General features: G+C 71.4%; 20 protein-coding genes. 11 read left to right on the forward strand and 9 right to left on the reverse strand.

Features of this window, described 5'->3' with window-relative positions:
- Nucleotides 1–115, forward strand: a 115-nt coding sequence (locus ACLBX9_RS21045; protein ID WP_447720333.1) for a MucR family transcriptional regulator, incomplete at its 5' end; no start/stop codon positions are given.
- A 103-nt stretch (nucleotides 116–218) separates the two neighbouring features.
- Here ACLBX9_RS21045 and ACLBX9_RS21050 read toward each other — a convergent pair.
- Nucleotides 219–473, reverse strand: a complete 255-nt coding sequence (locus ACLBX9_RS21050) for a hypothetical protein (protein WP_447720309.1) — start codon at nucleotides 471–473, stop codon at nucleotides 219–221.
- A gap of 122 nt (nucleotides 474–595) precedes the next feature.
- On the opposite strand from ACLBX9_RS21050, the gene ACLBX9_RS21055 reads away from it, so the two are divergent.
- Complete coding sequence (locus ACLBX9_RS21055; protein ID WP_447720310.1) at nucleotides 596–844, forward strand: DUF6894 family protein; 249 nt, start codon at nucleotides 596–598, stop codon at nucleotides 842–844.
- Nucleotides 845–913: 69 nt separating this feature from the next.
- Entirely contained in the window at nucleotides 914–1,192 is a 279-nt protein-coding gene (locus ACLBX9_RS21060) for a hypothetical protein (protein ID WP_010687576.1), read from the forward strand.
- Between the two features lie 9 nt (nucleotides 1,193–1,201).
- On the opposite strand, the gene ACLBX9_RS21065 is transcribed toward ACLBX9_RS21060, so the two are convergent.
- Nucleotides 1,202–1,330 carry a hypothetical protein gene (locus ACLBX9_RS21065; RefSeq protein ID WP_010687577.1) on the reverse strand — a complete coding sequence of 43 codons (129 nt, stop codon included), beginning with the start codon at nucleotides 1,328–1,330 and terminating at the stop codon, nucleotides 1,202–1,204.
- Nucleotides 1,331–1,541: 211 nt separating this feature from the next.
- On the opposite strand from ACLBX9_RS21065, the gene ACLBX9_RS21070 reads away from it, so the two are divergent.
- The 5 genes from ACLBX9_RS21070 (at nucleotide 1,542) to ACLBX9_RS21090 (ending at nucleotide 5,016) form a co-directional block, all read left to right on the forward strand.
- A complete protein-coding gene (locus ACLBX9_RS21070; protein WP_447720311.1) occupies nucleotides 1,542–2,042 on the forward strand; it encodes a DUF3016 domain-containing protein in 501 nt (166 codons plus the stop codon).
- Between the two features lie 142 nt (nucleotides 2,043–2,184).
- A complete protein-coding gene (locus tag ACLBX9_RS21075) occupies nucleotides 2,185–2,406 on the forward strand; it encodes a hypothetical protein (protein WP_447720312.1) in 222 nt (73 codons plus the stop codon).
- Between the two features lie 79 nt (nucleotides 2,407–2,485).
- Nucleotides 2,486–2,980, forward strand: a complete 495-nt coding sequence (locus ACLBX9_RS21080; RefSeq protein ID WP_010687580.1) for a YciE/YciF ferroxidase family protein — start codon at nucleotides 2,486–2,488, stop codon at nucleotides 2,978–2,980.
- Nucleotides 2,981–3,181: 201 nt separating this feature from the next.
- Nucleotides 3,182–4,654 carry a sensor histidine kinase gene (locus ACLBX9_RS21085; protein WP_085988074.1) on the forward strand — a complete coding sequence of 491 codons (1,473 nt, stop codon included), beginning with the start codon at nucleotides 3,182–3,184 and terminating at the stop codon, nucleotides 4,652–4,654.
- The gene (locus ACLBX9_RS21090; RefSeq protein WP_010687582.1) at nucleotides 4,651–5,016 is read left to right on the forward strand and encodes a response regulator; all 366 of its coding nucleotides are present in this window, start codon (nucleotides 4,651–4,653) and stop codon (nucleotides 5,014–5,016) included. Before ACLBX9_RS21085 ends, ACLBX9_RS21090 begins: the two co-directional genes overlap by 4 nt.
- Nucleotides 5,017–5,023: 7 nt before the next feature.
- Here the strand turns inward: ACLBX9_RS21090 and ACLBX9_RS21095 are convergent, their stop codons facing one another.
- On the reverse strand, nucleotides 5,024–6,406 hold the full coding sequence (locus tag ACLBX9_RS21095) for an FAD/NAD(P)-binding protein (RefSeq protein ID WP_447720313.1): 1,383 nt from the start codon (nucleotides 6,404–6,406) through the stop codon (nucleotides 5,024–5,026).
- An 845-nt stretch (nucleotides 6,407–7,251) separates the two neighbouring features.
- Here ACLBX9_RS21095 and ACLBX9_RS21100 point away from each other — a divergent pair.
- Nucleotides 7,252–8,304, forward strand: a complete 1,053-nt coding sequence (locus ACLBX9_RS21100) for a helix-turn-helix domain-containing protein (protein ID WP_447720314.1) — start codon at nucleotides 7,252–7,254, stop codon at nucleotides 8,302–8,304.
- Between the two features lie 9 nt (nucleotides 8,305–8,313).
- Here the strand turns inward: ACLBX9_RS21100 and ACLBX9_RS21105 are convergent, their stop codons facing one another.
- From ACLBX9_RS21105 to ACLBX9_RS21130, 6 genes are all read right to left on the reverse strand, one after another.
- The gene (locus tag ACLBX9_RS21105) at nucleotides 8,314–9,732 is read right to left on the reverse strand and encodes an LLM class flavin-dependent oxidoreductase (protein ID WP_447720315.1); all 1,419 of its coding nucleotides are present in this window, start codon (nucleotides 9,730–9,732) and stop codon (nucleotides 8,314–8,316) included.
- A gap of 55 nt (nucleotides 9,733–9,787) precedes the next feature.
- Entirely contained in the window at nucleotides 9,788–10,441 is a 654-nt protein-coding gene (locus tag ACLBX9_RS21110; RefSeq protein WP_010687586.1) for a methionine ABC transporter permease, read from the reverse strand.
- 46 nt (nucleotides 10,442–10,487) lie between these two features.
- Entirely contained in the window at nucleotides 10,488–11,639 is a 1,152-nt protein-coding gene (locus ACLBX9_RS21115; RefSeq protein WP_447720334.1) for a methionine ABC transporter ATP-binding protein, read from the reverse strand.
- Nucleotides 11,639–12,439, reverse strand: a complete 801-nt coding sequence (locus ACLBX9_RS21120) for a MetQ/NlpA family ABC transporter substrate-binding protein (protein ID WP_010687588.1) — start codon at nucleotides 12,437–12,439, stop codon at nucleotides 11,639–11,641. Before ACLBX9_RS21120 ends, ACLBX9_RS21115 begins: the two co-directional genes overlap by 1 nt.
- A gap of 266 nt (nucleotides 12,440–12,705) precedes the next feature.
- Nucleotides 12,706–13,188, reverse strand: coding sequence for a DUF6691 family protein (locus ACLBX9_RS21125; protein WP_447720316.1), 483 nt, complete (start codon nucleotides 13,186–13,188; stop codon nucleotides 12,706–12,708).
- Nucleotides 13,185–13,595: a YeeE/YedE family protein gene (locus tag ACLBX9_RS21130; RefSeq protein WP_010687590.1), complete on the reverse strand. Its 411-nt coding sequence runs from the start codon at nucleotides 13,593–13,595 to the stop codon at nucleotides 13,185–13,187. The genes ACLBX9_RS21125 and ACLBX9_RS21130 overlap by 4 nt, the downstream gene beginning before the upstream one ends.
- A 264-nt stretch (nucleotides 13,596–13,859) precedes the next feature.
- Here ACLBX9_RS21130 and ACLBX9_RS21135 point away from each other — a divergent pair, with 264 nt between their 5' ends.
- Together ACLBX9_RS21135 and ACLBX9_RS21140 are read left to right on the forward strand one after the other, a co-directional pair.
- Nucleotides 13,860–14,051 carry a hypothetical protein gene (locus tag ACLBX9_RS21135; protein ID WP_447720317.1) on the forward strand — a complete coding sequence of 64 codons (192 nt, stop codon included), beginning with the start codon at nucleotides 13,860–13,862 and terminating at the stop codon, nucleotides 14,049–14,051.
- Between the two features lie 351 nt (nucleotides 14,052–14,402).
- Nucleotides 14,403–15,626 (forward strand): metallophosphoesterase family protein, encoded by a 1,224-nt coding sequence (locus ACLBX9_RS21140; RefSeq protein ID WP_447720318.1) that lies wholly within the window; start codon nucleotides 14,403–14,405, stop codon nucleotides 15,624–15,626.
- The last annotated feature ends 44 nt before the right edge of the window (nucleotides 15,627–15,670 follow it).

The following is a 15,670-nucleotide window of genomic DNA, read 5'->3' on the forward strand; positions in this document are numbered from 1 at the left end:
CTACCCGATGGTCGCCCCCAGCTACGCCGAGCAGCGCTCCGCCCTCGCCAAGGCCATCGGCCTCGGACAGCCCGGCGCCATGGCCGAGCGCGAGCGCAAGGGCCGGGCCGCCTGAACGGTCTTCCTGTCCCGGCCGGCCCCCCGGGGCCGCGCCGGGATGACGGACGGCGGATGCGCGCCGCAGCGGAACGAGAGCCTCCGACGCGCCCGAACCGCCGTCACCGCCGATCCAGGTGCGGGGTTAGGACAGACCCGCGCGCGCCCGTTCGCCCGCGGGCATAGCCGCGCGAGACCAACGCGCCCTGCCGCGCGATGCAGCGCTCCGCCTCGTCGAGGTCGGCGAGTGCGTCCGCGATGGCCGCCACCAGGGCCCCCCAGACATTGCCCCGCGCCGCCCGATGGTAAGCGCCGGCGATCAGCTCGGCCTCCCTGAGACGAATCTCCACAGGCGCATCATCGGGATCTGCGTGCATCGCGGCTCGAATCCGATTAGAACATTTCATGAACAAAGCGCATTGGCCCGGGTAGTTCAACCGGCGGAGCGACGCGTTTTCGGATCGCGGTGGAGCGCTGTGGATTGATCGAGGAAACGTCAATGCCGATGCGGCTTTACCGCTTCCACTGCACGGACGGCCACGAGCTGGTGACCGACCTGAGGGGCAGTCGGCTGCCGAACGCGGCGCAGATGCGGGTCCACGCCGAGCGGGTGGCGCTCGCCCTGATGGAGCGGGTCGTGGAGCGGTTCGATTGGTCCGGCTGGCAGGTCGAGGTCTACGACGCGCGCGGACGGCGGGTCTGGATCAAGGCCTTTCCGGACGTGAACGTCGACGCCCGGGCCGCGTGAGCGGGACCGGCTCTTGGGTCTGAGAGACCTGGACCGGAGAGACTCGGACCGGAGAGAAGGAGAAGCAGGATGGGTTTCAAGCCGAAGACGGCTGCCGAGACGAAGGCCCGGGATCTGGGCCTCGCCCTCGCGCGGATCGCCGAGGGCGAGGGCGTGCCAGCCAGCATCGCGGTCGATCAGCTGCGCCGGGCGAGCCCGCGGCTGACGCCCCTCGCGGTTGGCCAGATGGTGCGCAAGGAGCGGGAGACCGTCGCGGCGACGCTGGCCGAGCGCGGCTTGGCGCTCGTCGATTATTCCGACCACGGTCCGGGCCGCGGGATGGCCTTCACCATCGACGCGGCGCCGTGACCCGTCCGGTCAGGCGGCGGCCGGACGGCTCCGCACGAGGCGGCCGATGAGCCGGAACGGCAGGAGCGGCAGCTTGATCAGCGCGGTGACCGCCAGGACCACGACGACCGTGAGCAGGGCCAGGACAGAGTTCATCATGCCGTCGTTCTCCCAGAACTGGGGGCCCTTCCGGGCTGAAGTCGCCACGTGGCGCCCGGAACACGGCGAGACTATGAACGCCCCCGCGGCCATCGCGTCGCAGGCCGCGGCTGACCGGAATGCGGAAACGGCGGAGGCATCAGGCGGTTCTCACCGACGAGCGGTGCCCGGCCCGGCCGCCGCGATCGGCACAGGCGGGACGAGGTTCGGGATGAAGACGCGCGCTTCCGGTGCCTGGGCCGGTCTCACCCTCGCGGCGTTGCTGAGCGCCGGGCCGGCGCTGGCGGACGTGCAAGTGCGCTATGCCGCACCGGAGCGCTTCACCGATGCCGAGAACCGGTTCGGATCCGGGCTGCCGCTCCGGGTCACCCTGGCGGAGCTGACCCGGATCTTCCAGGATCTCGGCAACGCCCGCCTCCGGCCCGGGGAGCGGCTCGACATCACCGTCCTCGACGTCGACCTCGCGGGTTTCGACCGCCCGGGTTTCTCGACGCCGACGGGCCTCAGGGTGGTGACCGACGCGACGCCGCCGCGGATCCGCCTCGCCTACACCCTGCGCCGTGGCGGCCGTATCGTCGCGCAGGGCGAGGATACGGTCACCGACATCAACTTCCTGCTGACGTCCAACCCGCGCTTCTCCACCGGCGGCCTCTATTACGAGCGCCAGATCCTGCGGGACTGGTTCGCCCGGCGCTTCCCGGAGAACGGCTAGAGTTTCAGGCCGCAAGGAAGGGCGCCGGCGCTCGGGAATGGACGATGCGGGAACGGCGGGCCGGGGCATCGTGCCGGGAGCCGGAACCGGGTCGGCCGCGGAGCCTTCCCCAGAACGACCGTCCCACGACCAAGAGGCCGCGATGCCCGAATCCGACCCGGGTCCCGCCCGCGAGACCCTTGCCGAGGATCCCCCGGGTGGCCGCCCCTATCCGCCGGAGCCGGTGGCGAAGCGGGCGCAGGGAGCCCGCTCGCCGGGCCAGTCCGAACCCGGCGACATGGGCGCCTTCGACACCACGACCGGCGCGCAGCCCCGGCACGAGAGCCCGTCCGGCAATGGCGCCTGGGGCTATCGCGGCGCCTGACGGCGCCCCCGGACGCGTCCCGGAACACCGCTTCCCGACCGGGGTTCACCGGGCATCGGCAACCCATCAGGAGGCATCGATGTCGGCACCCGGCAGCCTGAAAGAGATCTACCTCGACGAGATGCAGGATCTCTGGTCGGCCAACGATCAGATGGTGAGGGCCGTGCAACAGCTCGGCGGTCAGGTCAGCGACGCCAAGCTGAAGCAGATGCTGGATCACGCGGTGGGCGGGATCCAGAAGCACACCGACGTGCTGAAGAGCCTGATCCAGGCCAATGGCGGCGAGACCAAGCCCGAGCATTGCAAGGGCATGGAGGGCCTCGTGGCCGAGGCCTTGAAGCACGGCGTCAAGGAAGCCCCAGGCGACGGCAAGCTGCGCGACGTGGCGATCATCGCGCAGTACCAGCGCATGTCGCATTACGGCCTGGCCGGATTCGGTTCGGCGGCCGCCTACGCCAAGGCCCTCGGCCGCACGGAGGACGCGTCCAGGCTCAAGCAGGCGGTGGACGAGATCTACAAGGGCGACGAGGCCGCGAGCCGCCTCGCCGAGGCCGTCGAGAGGGCCGCGGCCTGATCCAGGCGTCGCGGAGCCGCTGGACCCTACACAGGGAAATCGCCGTATAGTAGCGTCGCGGCCGGATCGGCGGCTCGGCCGGTCCGGCCGGTGCCCCCACGGCGCCTTCATGCCTGCCGCGGGATCGCCGCCATCTCTGCCCGTCCTGCGCTCGACCCGTCAGCCGATCAGACCGCCGGCCTCCATGGGCGGGAGGCCTGGATCCTCCCCGGCGGCTGCGGCGAGCTGTCCGATCTCGTCCGCACCTACGACTGGAGCCGGACCCCCCTGGGCCCGATCCACACTTGGCCCCAGAGCCTGATCTTCGCGGTGCGGACGCTGCTGCTGTCGCCGGTGCCGATCGTGCTGCTGTGGGGGCCGGACGGGATCATGATCTATAACGATGCCTATTCGGGCTTCGCGGGCGGCCGACATCCGCAACTCCTCGGCTCCAAGGTGCGCGAGGGCTGGCCGGAAGTCGCCGCGTTCAACGACCACGTGATGCGCGTCGGGCTGGCCGGCGGAACGCTCTCCTATCGCGACCAGGAACTCACCCTCCATCGCTACGGCCGGCCCGAGCCGGTCTGGATGAACCTCGATTACTCGCCGGTCTTCGACGAGGCCGGGCGCCCCGCCGGCGTCATCGCGATCGTGGTCGAGAGCACCGAGCGGGTGCTGGCCGAGCGGCGCCTGCGCGAGAGCGAGGCGCTGTTCCGCACACTGACCCAGGGCATCCCGCAACTGGTCTGGCGCGCCGCGATCGACGGCACCTGCATCTGGTCGAGCCCGCAATGGCTCGCCTATACCGGCCAGAGCGACAGCGGGAGCCTCGGCTGGGGCTGGCTCGAGGCGGTCCATCCCGATGACGTCGCGACCGCCCAGGCGGCGTGGCGGGACGCGGCCGTCAGCGGCCACCTCTCGTACGAGCACCGGCTCTGCAACGTCGGCGCGAAGCGCTACCGCTGGTTCCAGACCCGTGCCACGGCGGTGCGCGACGGCCAGGGCCGGATCGTCGAGTGGCTCGGCACGTCCACCGACATCGACGACCTGCGCCAGTTCCAGGAGCAGCAGCAGGTCATGGTCGCCGAGCTGCAGCACCGCACCCGCAACCTCCTCGGCGTCGTCCGCGCCATCGCCAAGCAGACGATGGCGGTGACCGGGCCGGGCGAGCGCTTCAAGGAGCAGTTCAACGACCGGCTGTCCGCGCTCTCGCGCGTCCAGGGTCTGCTGTCGCGCTCGGATCAAGAGCCGATCACGCTGCGGGCCCTGATCGAGACCGAACTCGCCGCCCTCGATGCCCCGGCCCTGGAGGCGCGGATCCGGCTCGACGGGCCGGTGGTGCGCCTGCGCAAGGCGACGGTGCAGACCTTCGCGCTCGCCCTGCACGAGCTGGCGACCAACGCGCTCAAATACGGCGCCCTGACCACGCCGCACGGACGCCTGAGCGTGACGTGGCGGACCTGCAGGGCGGAGGATGGCGGCCGGCTCCACATGGAATGGGTGGAAGAGGGCCTCGTCCGCGCGCGGGACGGCCAGAGCCCGGTCACGCAGGGCGGGTACGGGCGCGAACTGATCGAGCGGGCCCTGCCCTACGCGCTCAAGGCGAAGACCCGCTACGCGCTGAGCGACACTGCGCTCCACTGCACCATCAACCTCCCCCTCCCCGACGGAGAAGCCACAGGGAGAACCGCGTGACCGCTTCTGCCCACTCCCTCACCGGCAGGCGGGTCCTGCTGGTCGAGGACGATTACTTCATCGCCGTCGATCTCAAGAGCTGGTTCGAGGAGGGCGGTGCCCAGGTTATCGGCCCCGTCCCCAGCGTGGACGAGGCGCTGACGCTGATCGCCCGCACGGACACGATCGACGGGGCGGTGCTCGACATCAACCTGCAGGATGAACTCGTCTACCCCGTCGCCGACGCCCTGCAGGCGCGCGGCGTGCCGTTCCTGTTCGCCACCGGCTACGATCCCGGCACCGTGCCACCGCCCCACGGGGCCGTGGCCCTCTGTCAGAAGCCGATCGATCCGCAGGCGGTGGCGCGCGCCCTGTTCGGCTGAGGCGCCGCTACCGGACCGGGGCGAGCAGCCCGCCGACCACGGCTTCGATGTGGTGGGCGATGTCGGCGGCGCCGGTCATCTCGCCGAAGCTGCCCCGGGTCATCGGGCCGAAGGCGTAGAGGCCGGGTTGGCGTGCTCCCGCCGCATCCAGCACGCGGCTGCATCGATCGACGGCGAGGCCTAGGTCGGCCGCGTCGCGCCGTGCGGTGCCGGCCGCGAACAGGCCGGCCACCAGCGGATTGCGCGCGCTGTCGCGCTGCGGCCCGGTGCAGAGCACCACCGCGTCGAACAGGCGCTGCTCCGGCCTGCCGCCCCGGCGCAGCTCGGCCGCGAGGCGCCCGTCCCCGGAGAGCCGCAGCCCCGTCACCGCGGCCCGCGCGACGATGAGATGTCCCTCCGCCCGCGCCCGGGCGAGGCCGGCCGCGATCTGCGGCGCGATGCGGAACCGGTGCACCTCCCAGTACGGCAGGAGATGCCGGACGAGGCGGCGCTTCTCGCCGGGCGGCAGGGTTGCCCAGACATCCGGCAGGACCTTGCGGAAGGAATCGACGACGGGCTGCCAGCCAAGGGCCGGATCGACCGCCGCGGCCTGTCGCCGGAGGTGGCGCAGCAGTTCCAGGGCCGTCTCCGGACGGCGGACGCCCAGCACGTCGAGGGTGGTCAGGAAGACGCCGTGCGCCTGGGGCAGGAGGCCCCGCCGCGACAGCGCGGTGATCGGGCCGCGATGGCCGTTGGCGCGCAGGCTCGTCACCGCGTCGGCCATGGTCAGGCCGGTGCCGACGATCAGGACCGAGGCGTCGGGACCGAGTGCCGCCAGGGCATCGTCCGCCCAGGGGTTCGGAATGAAGCCGCGGCTCGCGGCGACGCCGGGGCCGAGGGGGCACGGCGGGGCCGGAAGCCCGTGGCCGAAGCAGAGCGCGACGCGATCGGCCGCGACCGCCGCGCCGGTCCCGGTCTCCACCCGCCAGCCCCGGTCCTGCGGTATCACCGCGGTGGCGATCGTCCGCCGATGGCGCAGGCGCACCCGATCCCCGGCCGCCTCGCAGGTTCGCCGGACCAGGTCAGCCAGATAGGCGCCGTAGGTCGCCCGGGGAACATAGCTGTCGTCCTCCCCCGCGCCGTTCAGGAGGCCGCGCGCCCGGAACCATGCGGATGCCGCCCCCGATGCCGCAGCGGCGATGTCCATGCGGTCGCTCGGCACGTTGATGCGGTGGTTCGGATCCCGCGTGCTGTAGGCGATGCCGCGCCCGAGTTCGGCCCGGGGCTCCAGCACGGTGATGTCGAGCGGCCGGTTCGCCGCCCGCACCGCGTGGATGGCGAGCGCCGCGCCGGTGAACCCACCTCCAACGACGACGAGGTGCAGGGCGTCCCGAGCGGAATTCAGGGCCACACAGAGTCTCCAGGGACTTCGATCGTCAGGACTTCGGCCGGCATCGACCTGTCAATCACATGCATGAGCCGGGCGCATCGATAACAATGATGCGGCGTGACGATGCGGTGTGACGTGGCAGACCCATTCGTGCGCAGATCGAGCTGCCATGGCCAGCGCTCCAGATCCGCTGCGTACCGAGGGGACAACACACGATATAAAATCCGGAAGTCTCGGATCGACCCTCCGACCCACCCCGTCATCCTGAGAGGCCCGGGGATCACACAGCGGCTCGATCACGGCACCGGGCCGTGTCTCGTCGTGACCGACGGATAAGGCCACGTTTCACGTGAAACATTAACCATGCGGCGAGGCCCCAATTCCGTGTGGCATTGACCGGCGCCGCCCCATGCGCAGCGTCGAGGCCGACGGTTCGCAGCCCGCGCGTTGAAGGCCGAAGTCAGGCTACGATCAGCTTTTCCGGCCGCGATGCGATGTCTCGCGCCTCGTTCGGGCCTTGAGCCCTGCATCTCGCCCCCGCCGTCTCGGGCTGGATTCGTGGGCGAATCTGGCACGGCCGGCGACGTCCTTGAGACGCAAGATTCCCGGGCGATGCATCAAAACAGCGGACGGTTTTCATGCCACGCGATCGTGGCTATCGGACCGTCTTTGCAGGTATGGGTCAAGACGAAAGTCGGATTGCCATGTCCGCTCGTCTCCGCTCCATCTGCAGGCCCTCGATTTCCGATGCCGGATGATCCCTGCGTCTTCCCAGTTTACCGTCAGGCACCCGTGGGATGGCCGGAACGCGCGATCGGCGTTTCGGCCGGATGCCGGCCGCGTGTTCTCATGTGACGGCCTCGCAGATGTCCTCTGACAAGTCCGGCTCCGCCCCGGCCTCAACGGAGATCGAGGAGACGCAGGGAGCCGGGATCGCCTGCCTGCGCTTCGAGCCACCCGATGATCCGAACGCGCTCGGTCAGGCATGGCGGGAGCATCTGGCACCGGTCTTCGCGGTCGGCTTCCGGCCCGAGACCGATCTGACGCGCCCGATCGCGATGCGCAGCTACCATCTCGGCGATCTCATCGTCGGCGACGTGATCGCGCCGGCCCACACGCTGGTGCGGTCGCGGGAGATGGTCACCCAGCAGGGCCTCGACCACATCCTGCTGCAGTTCTACCGCAGCGGGCAGAGCCGCGTGGAGACGGAGCGGTGCGTCCATCCCGTCACCGAGGTGCAGTGCATCGTCTTCGACCTCGCGCAGCCGGTGCGCATCGTGGCCGGTCCGGTGGACGCCACGAACGTCCTGATCCCCCGCTCCCTGCTTGAGCAGCAGGGCTGCCACCCGGACGCCCTGCACGGCCGCCCCCTCGATCATGACGGCGACCCGTTCGGGCGTCTGGTCCACACCTTCGTGGCGAACGTGGTCGCCTGCGGCGACCTGCTGGACCGGCGCGAGGCCCTGTCGGCCTCGGCGGCGATCACCCAGCTCTGCGCCAGCTGGTTGCGCGGGCAGGCGGACGAGCGCCCGTTCCCGCATCAGGACGTCCGGATCCGGGTCCGGCGCCTCGTCGAGGCGGAACTCGGCAACCCGAAGCTGACGCCGGCGGTGATCGCCGCGCGGCTGGGACTGTCGCGCTCGACGCTGTATCGCCTGTTCGCGCCGAACGGCATCGTCACCTATATCCGCGACCGGCGCCTCATGGCGGCGATGCGGATGCTCGCCCGGCACGAGCCGGCGCGGCCGCTGCGGATCTCGCAGGTCGCCTACGCGGTCGGCTTCTCGGACGAGCGGACCTTCCGGCGCGCGTTCAAACGCCGCTTCGGCTTCATCCCCAGCGACGCGCCTCACCGGCTGGAGGCCGGTCCGGGCCACGGTCCGGGGGCGCTCCTGCGCAACTGGATCGAGAGTCTGTGAGGCGGCGGCTCACCGCGCGGCGGCCGGGTGCCGGAAGGTGTCGGCCGGGTGGCGCCCGGGCAGCCGGTCGCCCCGGCGGAAGAGTTTGGCCCGCAGGGAGCCCTCGGCATAGGCGGTCTTGTAGAGGCCGCGGTCCTGAAGCTCCGGGATCACGATGTCGATGAAATCGGAAAAGCTCTCCGGCACGACGATCCGGCTGAGGTTGAACCCGTCGACCTCGCCATCCGTGATCCAGGCCTGCAGTTCGTCGGCGATCGAGACCGCGTCGCCGGTGAGCACCGCGTAGCGGCCGCCGAGCTGCAGTTCGGCGAGGAGGTCGCGCTTCGTCAGCCCGCGCTTGGCCGCCGCCGCGGTGGCCGACTGGATCGCGTTGCCCGGCGCGTAGGGGATCGGCTCGTCGAGCCCGTAGCGGGCGAAGTCGATCCCCGTGGAGGAGGAGAAATGCGCGAGGCCCGCCTCCGGGCTGGCGTAGCGCAGGTACTCGTCCCGCTTCGCCTCGGCCTCGGCGCGCGTCCGTCCGGGAATGACCGCGAGGCCGACGAAGACCTTCACGTCGTCGGGCTTCCGGCCGGCCGCGACCGCCTCGGACCGGATGGCGCGAACCGCGTCGCGGGCGGTGGCCGGATCGCGGGCGGAGATGAACACGCATTCCGCGTGGCGGCCCGCGAAGGCGCGGCCGCGGCCCGAGGCGCCCGCCTGGTAGAGGACCGGCGTCCGCTGCGGCGACGGCTCCGACAGGTGATAGCCCGCGACCGAGAAGAACTCGCCCCGATGCACCACCGGCCGGATATGGGCCGGATCGCTGAACACCCGGGCCTCCCGGTCGCGGCGCACGGCCGCGTCGTCCCAGCTTCCCTCCCAGAGCCGGTAGAGCACCTCCAGATACTCGTCCGCGTAGTCGTAGCGTCGGTCGTGCGCCGGCAAAGCGCCGCCGCTCTGGCCGCGATGGGCGCTGTCGAGATAGCCGGTGACGACGTTCCAGCCGATCCGACCGCCGGTCAGATGGTCGAGGGTCGAGAGGCGGCGGGCGAAGGTGTAGGGTGCCTCCTGGTGGACGTTGATGGTCACGCCGAAGCCGAGATGCTCGGTCACCGCCGCCATGGCGGAGATCATCAGCGTCGGGTCGTTGACGGGCAGCTGCACGGCCTCCCGGGCGGTGACGTCGATGCCGCCGCCGTAGATGTCGTAGACGCCGATGATGTCGGCGATGAACAGGCCGTCGAACAGCCCGCGCTCCAGGAGCTTCGCCTGCCCGGTCCAGTAGGACAGCGTGTTGTAGTCCGACGAGCGGTCGCGCGGATGGGTCCAGAGGCCGTGGTTGATGTGGCCCACGCAGGTCATGTTGAAGGCGTTCAACAGGATCTGCTTCCTTCCAGCCGGCGTCGCTCCGGTGGTTTCGGAGGCCGAATCGTCCAGGTGCAGGGTCATGGTGGCGGCCTCCCGGTCGCAGGATCAGGGCGGATCGCCTGGGGATGCGGATCCGTCAGCGGGCGCGCAGCCGCCGCACCGCGGTGTCGCCCACGAGCTGCACGAGGCAGACCAGGGCGATCAGGATCGCGATCACCACCATCATCACGGTGGTGTCGAAGCGCTGATAGCCGTACCGGATGGCAACGTCGCCGAGCCCGCCCGCGCCCACCGCGCCCGCCATCGCGGAGGCGCCGATCATCGACACCACCGTGATGGTGAAGCCGCCGACGATGCCGGGCAGCGCCTCGGGCAGGAGCACGTGGGCGAGGATGTGCCGGCGCCGGCAGCCGATGGATTGCGCCGCCTCGATCAGGCCGGCATCCACCTCCCGGAGCGAGACCTCGGCGATCCGGGCGAAGAACGGGGTGGCGCTCACCGAGAGGGGCACGATCGCCGCCCAGACGCCGATGGTGGTGCCGGCGACCAGCCGGGTGAACGGGATCAGCGCCACCAGCAGCACGATGAAGGGCACGGCGCGGAAGCCGTTGACCAGGGTGCCGACCACCCGGTTGGCCCGCGGTGCCGGGAAGATGCCGCCGGGCCCGGAGGTGACGAGGAACAGCGCCAGCGGGATGCCGGCCAGCACCGCGATCCCGGCCGAGATGCCGACCATGAACAGCGTGTCCAGGGAGGCCTGCCAGAGGCGGTCGATCATCTGCGGGGTCATGGCGGGGCTCCGGGTTGGGGTCGGTTACAGCGGCTCACCGGCGGCCTCACGCCGCCTCGAAGTCCGGGCCGACATAGCCAAGCCGCTCGACCTCCCCGCCGAGCGCCCGCAGCCGCTCCGCCACGTCCGGATCCGTCCCCGGCACGGCGACCAGCATCCGGCCGACCGCGTGGCCCTGGATCCGCTCGATGCCGGCCTGAAGCAATCGCACCGGCGCCCCCGCGGCCGCCGCGAGGCCCGTGAGGTCGGGCGCGCCCTGCCCGGCACAGGTGATCCGCAGGATCGCGGACCCGCCGGGCACGGGGTGGGGCTGCAGCCGGGCCGCCAGATCCGCCGGCAGGCCGCGGGTGAGCGGCTCGAGGAGCGCCCGCGTCGTCGGGTGCTCGGGCGCCCCGAACACGCGCCAGACCGGCCCGGTCTCGACCACGCGACCTCCCTCCAGCACCACCACGTCGCTGCAGATCTCGCGGATCACGCTCATCTCGTGGGTGATCAGGATGACGGTGATCCCGAGCCGGCGGTTGATGTCCCGCAACAGGTCGAGGATTGCCAGCGTCGTCTCCGGGTCGAGGGCGGAGGTCGCCTCGTCGCAGAGCAGGATCTCGGGGCTGCTCACGAGCGCCCGGGCGATGCCGACCCGCTGCTTCTGCCCGCCCGAGAGCCGGGACGGGTAGGTGTCGGCCTTGTCCTCCAGCCCGACGAGGCGCAGCGCCTCCGCGACCCGGGGGCCGATCTCGGCCCTGGGGATTCCCGCCACCGACAGCGGCAGCGCCACGTTCTGCCGGACGGTCTTGGCCGCCAGCAGGTTGAAGTGCTGGAAGATCATGCCGATGCGGCGGCGCAGGGCCACGAGGCCGTCCGTGTCGAGGGCGTCGATGGGCGCGCCGTCGACGAGCACCCGGCCGGAACTCGGTGACTCCAGCCGGTTGACGGTGCGCAGCAGGCTCGACTTGCCCGCTCCCGAGCGGCCGATGATGCCGAAGATCGCCCCGGCCGGGATGGCGAGATCGACGCCGTCGAGGGCCTGGACCGGCCCGGCGGCGGTCCGGTAGGTCTTGGAGACCGCCTCGAACCGCACCGTGCCGGCGGCCCGGCCGGGCGAGGTCGTCACGGTCGCCTGTGCGGCGGTCCGGCGCCGCGGTCCGGCGGCGATCCGGTCGCCCGGATCGCCCAGCCTGTCGAAGACGAGGCCGACCATCAGTTCTGCCACGCCAGCAGGTACAGCTTGTCGCTGTCGGCGAAGGACTTGCGGATCTGCTGCTTCACGGCGTCCGAGTTCTGGAACAGCTTGACGAACTTGGCGATGGCCGGGTCGTCCTTGCGGGACGCCTTGGTGACGAAGCTCACGGCGAAGAGCTTGTCCTCGATGCCGGAGTAGATCAGGCCGCTGGTCGGGTCGAAGCTGCCGGACGCCACGATGAAGTGCGGGTAGCCCTGTGCGAGATCGACGTCGCGGGTGATCCGGACGAGTTGCGGCCCCTCGACCTCGGTGAATCGCAGTGTCTTGGGGTTCGCGGTGATGTCGTCGAGGGTGCCGAGGAAGCCGACCCCGTCTTTCAGCGTGATCAGCCCGGCCTTCTGGAGCAGCAGCAGGGCGCGACCCTGGTTCACGGGATCGTTGGCGATCGCCACCGTGCCGCCCGTCGGGATCTCGGCGAAGCTCTTATGCTTCAGGGAATACAGGCCGATATTCTGCAGGATCCCGAGGCCCACGATCGCGAACTGGTAGCCCTTCTGCTTCGCGGCGTTCTCCATGAAGGGCCGGTGTTGGAAGAAGTTCACGTCGACGTCGCCGGCATCCAGCGCGACGTTCGGCGTCGTCCAGTCGCTGAACTCGATGACCTGGACGTCGAGGCCCTGGGCCTTGGCCTCCCGGGCCGCCACGTGGGCGGCGTCGCTGTAGGCGCCCGGGACGGTGCCGATCTTGAGGCTCTCGGCCCGGGCCGAGACTGCGCAGAGGGCGAGTCCCAGGGCGGCGAGGAAACGCAGGAACGTCATCGGGCGGAACTCTGGCTCGCGGCGGCTCGATCGAGCCAGGGTAGGGTGTGGAGGGCGGGATCGTGCGCGGAGGCGGCCTTCCTGCGCGCACCGGCGCACGGCCGGCCATCCCGCAGGATGAACGGCGCAAGTGCCTCCGGCTGATCTTGTTGAGCACTGTCTAGATCAAGTACACCGGGCCGAACATTCTAAAGATCGAGATCTGCCGATACGAACGATCTCCGCTCGCGCGATTTCTTAAATCGGAATGCTGCGACCCACTGGGTTCAGGCCGGGGTGCCTCCACCGCGCGGATCCAGGGGCGGCGCGGCCGTGCCCCGGCGCTCCGCAGCGCCGCGCCCGAGATCGTGGAGCGCCATCCCGGCGAGCATGGCGGCGACGAAGACGAGGACCGGGGTCGCGCCCGTGGAGAGCGCCGCGACGGCCGGGCCGGGGCAGAAACCCGAGAGCCCCCAGCCGATCCCGAACAGGGCCGCCCCGCCGACGAGCGGCGCGTCGATCCGGCGCTTGCTGGGCCCATCGAACCGGGTCCCCAGCACCGGTCCGGACCGGCGGCGGCTCAGGAAATAGCCCAGCCCCGAGACCGTGACGGCGCCGCCGAGGACGAAGACGAGGGTCGGATCCCAGGCGCCCGCGACGTCGAGGAAGCCGCGCACGCGGGCCGGGTCGAGCATCCCCGACAGGGCGAGGCCGAGCCCGAAGATGAGCCCCGACGCGAGGGCCACGGCGACGCGCAGGGCCGCGCTCACGCCAGCCCCCGCACGGCGGCGACCGTCAGCATGCCGGTGGCGAGGAACACCAGCACCGCCACGATCGACCGCGGCGACAGCCGGGCAAGGCCGCAGACGCCGTGCCCGGAGGTGCAGCCGGAGCCGAGGCGGGTGCCGAAGCCGACCAGCAGCCCGGCCAGCGCCAGGACCGGCAACCCGGCCTGGATCCGCATGTCCGGCCAGTGCCCGGCCAGCAGCGCGAAGGCCGGCGGCCCGAGGACCAGGCCGAGCAGGAAGGCGGCATCGGCGAGGCGGTGGCCGCCCGGGCGGCCGAGGCTCGCGACGAGGCCGCTGATGCCGGCGATCCGGCCGTTCAGGAGGAGCAGCAGCGCGGCCGATGCGCCGATCAGCAGGCCGCCGGCCAACGCGGGGAGGTAGGTGCCCATGGACGGTCCCGGGTCGCGATTCGCCTGGCCGCAGGCGCGGCCGCGTCCGGATTGGTAGCGCTCCCTCGGGGCCGGAACAAGCCTTGCCGGATCCGGCTTCAGCTGCAATTATCACGATATCGCAACGGCTTAGTGAAGATCATGCTCTTCCGCGAGCACTCCGCGAACGAAACCTCCTCCGCGTCCCGGGAGGCGGGGGAAGAGCCTTCCCGAGAGGATGCGGCACCCCGCCGACCTCACCGGGCGGCCTGGCCCGCTCCGGCCATGTCGCAGGGCGACGAGGTCGTGTTCGAGCGGCTCGACCTCGCCGAGATCCTGGGGATCTGGCGCCATGCCCGCGGCCGGGTGGTGGGCGTGCATCGGCCGGGCGGCGCCGCACCCACCGTGGACGTGAAGTTCGAGGGGCACGACACGCTGGAGCGCTACCTGCCGGACCTGTTCTGCCGCGTGCACTGAGCCGCCTGCGGAAGTCTCTGCCCGCGCCCGGCGAGCTCTGCCCGGACCGCGCAACTGTCGTCCCCGAAGGCGCGAGGCATGTCGGGGAAGAAGACACGAGGTGTCTGCTTTCCCGACACTTCCCGCCTCTGACCCGTCTTCGGAGCATCGATCACGAAAAAGTAGGTGCCCGCTCCCGCACGCCACCTCCGAGCACCGGAACCCGGCCGTGTCCGAAACGTCAGGCCGGTCGCAACAGCCGCGGCCGATCTCCGGCCGGGGGTGTCGGGCCTGTCCGGGGGGTACGATGGCTCAGGGGGTTCACGGATCGCGCAGGTCGGATGCCGTCGCATCCGGCACCTCGGGCGCGCGATGAGCGGGCATCACCGCGTGTTCGCCTTCGCGCATATCGGCGACCTTCATCTGGAGCGGGCGGGCGACCGCAACGCCGACGACCTGCGGGCGATCCTCGCCGAGGTGGCGGGCCTGCACGGGAACGGCCTCCTCGACTTCGCCTACCTGCCGGGTGACCTCGCCGAGGATGGCCGGGCGGAGCAGTACGCCCTCCTGCGCGACGCGCTCGACCGGCACCCGGACCTGCCGGTGCGCCTGATCGCCGGGGACCACGACCGCCAGTACGGCACGATGACGGACTTCGGCGCCCTGTTCGCCGCGGTCGCCGGCAGCCCCCGCGGCGGCGGGCACGCGGCGCTCCGGCACGACCTGCCCCGCCCGCGCGACCCGGCGCCCGTCACGCAGACCTACTACGCCGAGACCGTCGCGGGGGTGCGCTGCCTGTTCCTCGACATGATCAGCGCCGGCTACGGCGAGAAGGGGTTCGGCCTCGATTTCCGCCTCGGTCCGCGCCAGCTCGCGTGGCTCGCCGACGAGCTGGCCCAGGCGGACGAACGAGGCCTGCCCTGCGCGATCTTCACCCACACCTACCCGGACGACCTCCGCGTGCCCGACGAGCGGGAGGAACTCTCCGGCCTGATCCGCCACCACGGCGTGCGCCTCGTCGAGATGGGCCACACCCACTACAACGAGCTCGCCCCGGACGGGCGCACGCTCTACGCGGCGGCCCGCTCGGTCGGACAGAACGAGGACGGCTCGGTGGGCTACGCGGTCGCGGCGATCGACGGGCCCGTGACGAGCTGGCGGTTCAAGCCCCTCGACCGGGCGCTGCCCTTCGTCATGGTCGCGAGCCCCGCCGACCGGCGCCTCGCCACCGCGCCCCTCGACGTGCCCGACGGCACGATCTCGGTGCGGGCCCTCGTGCTGTCGGGCCGGCCGCAGGCCGACTGGCGCTGCCACCTGCGCGTCGATGGCGGTCCGCCCCACCCGATGCGGCCCGATGGCCCCCGCACGGTCCATGCCCGGATCCCGTGGCGGGAGGGCATGCGCCGCCTCGCCGTCACGGTCGCGGACGGCTCCGGCACGGACGACACCGAGGTGATCGAGCCCGTGGGCCCGAGCTTCGTGCCGCCCCCCGCGCATGACCGCCCCGGCAGCGACGCCCACCGGCTCTCCGCCTGGCCCGAGAAGGGTCTCCGGGGCGACCAGCTCGGCCCGAACCGCCACGGCCGGGACTGGTAGTCCCCAGCCCCGAAGCGCTCCACACCGCACCGCACGATTCGAAA

Source organism: Methylobacterium sp. A49B (assembly GCF_053346215.1).

What these genes read in the sequence shown, in the direction of transcription:
- ACLBX9_RS21060 (WP_010687576.1), top strand. Translation starts at nt 914, where the DNA reads ATGGGTTTCAAGCCGAAGACGGCTGCCGAGACGAAGGCCCGGGATCTG.
- ACLBX9_RS21055 (WP_447720310.1), top strand. Translation starts at nt 596, where the DNA reads ATGCCGATGCGGCTTTACCGCTTCCACTGCACGGACGGCCACGAGCTG.
- ACLBX9_RS21065 (WP_010687577.1), bottom strand. Translation starts at nt 1,330, where the DNA reads ATGATGAACTCTGTCCTGGCCCTGCTCACGGTCGTCGTGGTCCTGGCG.
- ACLBX9_RS21105 (WP_447720315.1), bottom strand. Translation starts at nt 9,732, where the DNA reads ATGACCCTGCACCTGGACGATTCGGCCTCCGAAACCACCGGAGCGACG.
- ACLBX9_RS21140 (WP_447720318.1), top strand. Translation starts at nt 14,403, where the DNA reads ATGAGCGGGCATCACCGCGTGTTCGCCTTCGCGCATATCGGCGACCTT.
- ACLBX9_RS21080 (WP_010687580.1), top strand. Translation starts at nt 2,486, where the DNA reads ATGTCGGCACCCGGCAGCCTGAAAGAGATCTACCTCGACGAGATGCAG.
- ACLBX9_RS21135 (WP_447720317.1), top strand. Translation starts at nt 13,860, where the DNA reads ATGTCGCAGGGCGACGAGGTCGTGTTCGAGCGGCTCGACCTCGCCGAG.
- ACLBX9_RS21050 (WP_447720309.1), bottom strand. Translation starts at nt 473, where the DNA reads ATGCACGCAGATCCCGATGATGCGCCTGTGGAGATTCGTCTCAGGGAG.
- ACLBX9_RS21115 (WP_447720334.1), bottom strand. Translation starts at nt 11,639, where the DNA reads ATGGTCGGCCTCGTCTTCGACAGGCTGGGCGATCCGGGCGACCGGATC.
- ACLBX9_RS21100 (WP_447720314.1), top strand. Translation starts at nt 7,252, where the DNA reads ATGTCCTCTGACAAGTCCGGCTCCGCCCCGGCCTCAACGGAGATCGAG.
- ACLBX9_RS21130 (WP_010687590.1), bottom strand. Translation starts at nt 13,595, where the DNA reads ATGGGCACCTACCTCCCCGCGTTGGCCGGCGGCCTGCTGATCGGCGCA.
- ACLBX9_RS21120 (WP_010687588.1), bottom strand. Translation starts at nt 12,439, where the DNA reads ATGACGTTCCTGCGTTTCCTCGCCGCCCTGGGACTCGCCCTCTGCGCA.
- ACLBX9_RS21110 (WP_010687586.1), bottom strand. Translation starts at nt 10,441, where the DNA reads ATGACCCCGCAGATGATCGACCGCCTCTGGCAGGCCTCCCTGGACACG.
- ACLBX9_RS21075 (WP_447720312.1), top strand. Translation starts at nt 2,185, where the DNA reads ATGCCCGAATCCGACCCGGGTCCCGCCCGCGAGACCCTTGCCGAGGAT.
- ACLBX9_RS21070 (WP_447720311.1), top strand. Translation starts at nt 1,542, where the DNA reads ATGAAGACGCGCGCTTCCGGTGCCTGGGCCGGTCTCACCCTCGCGGCG.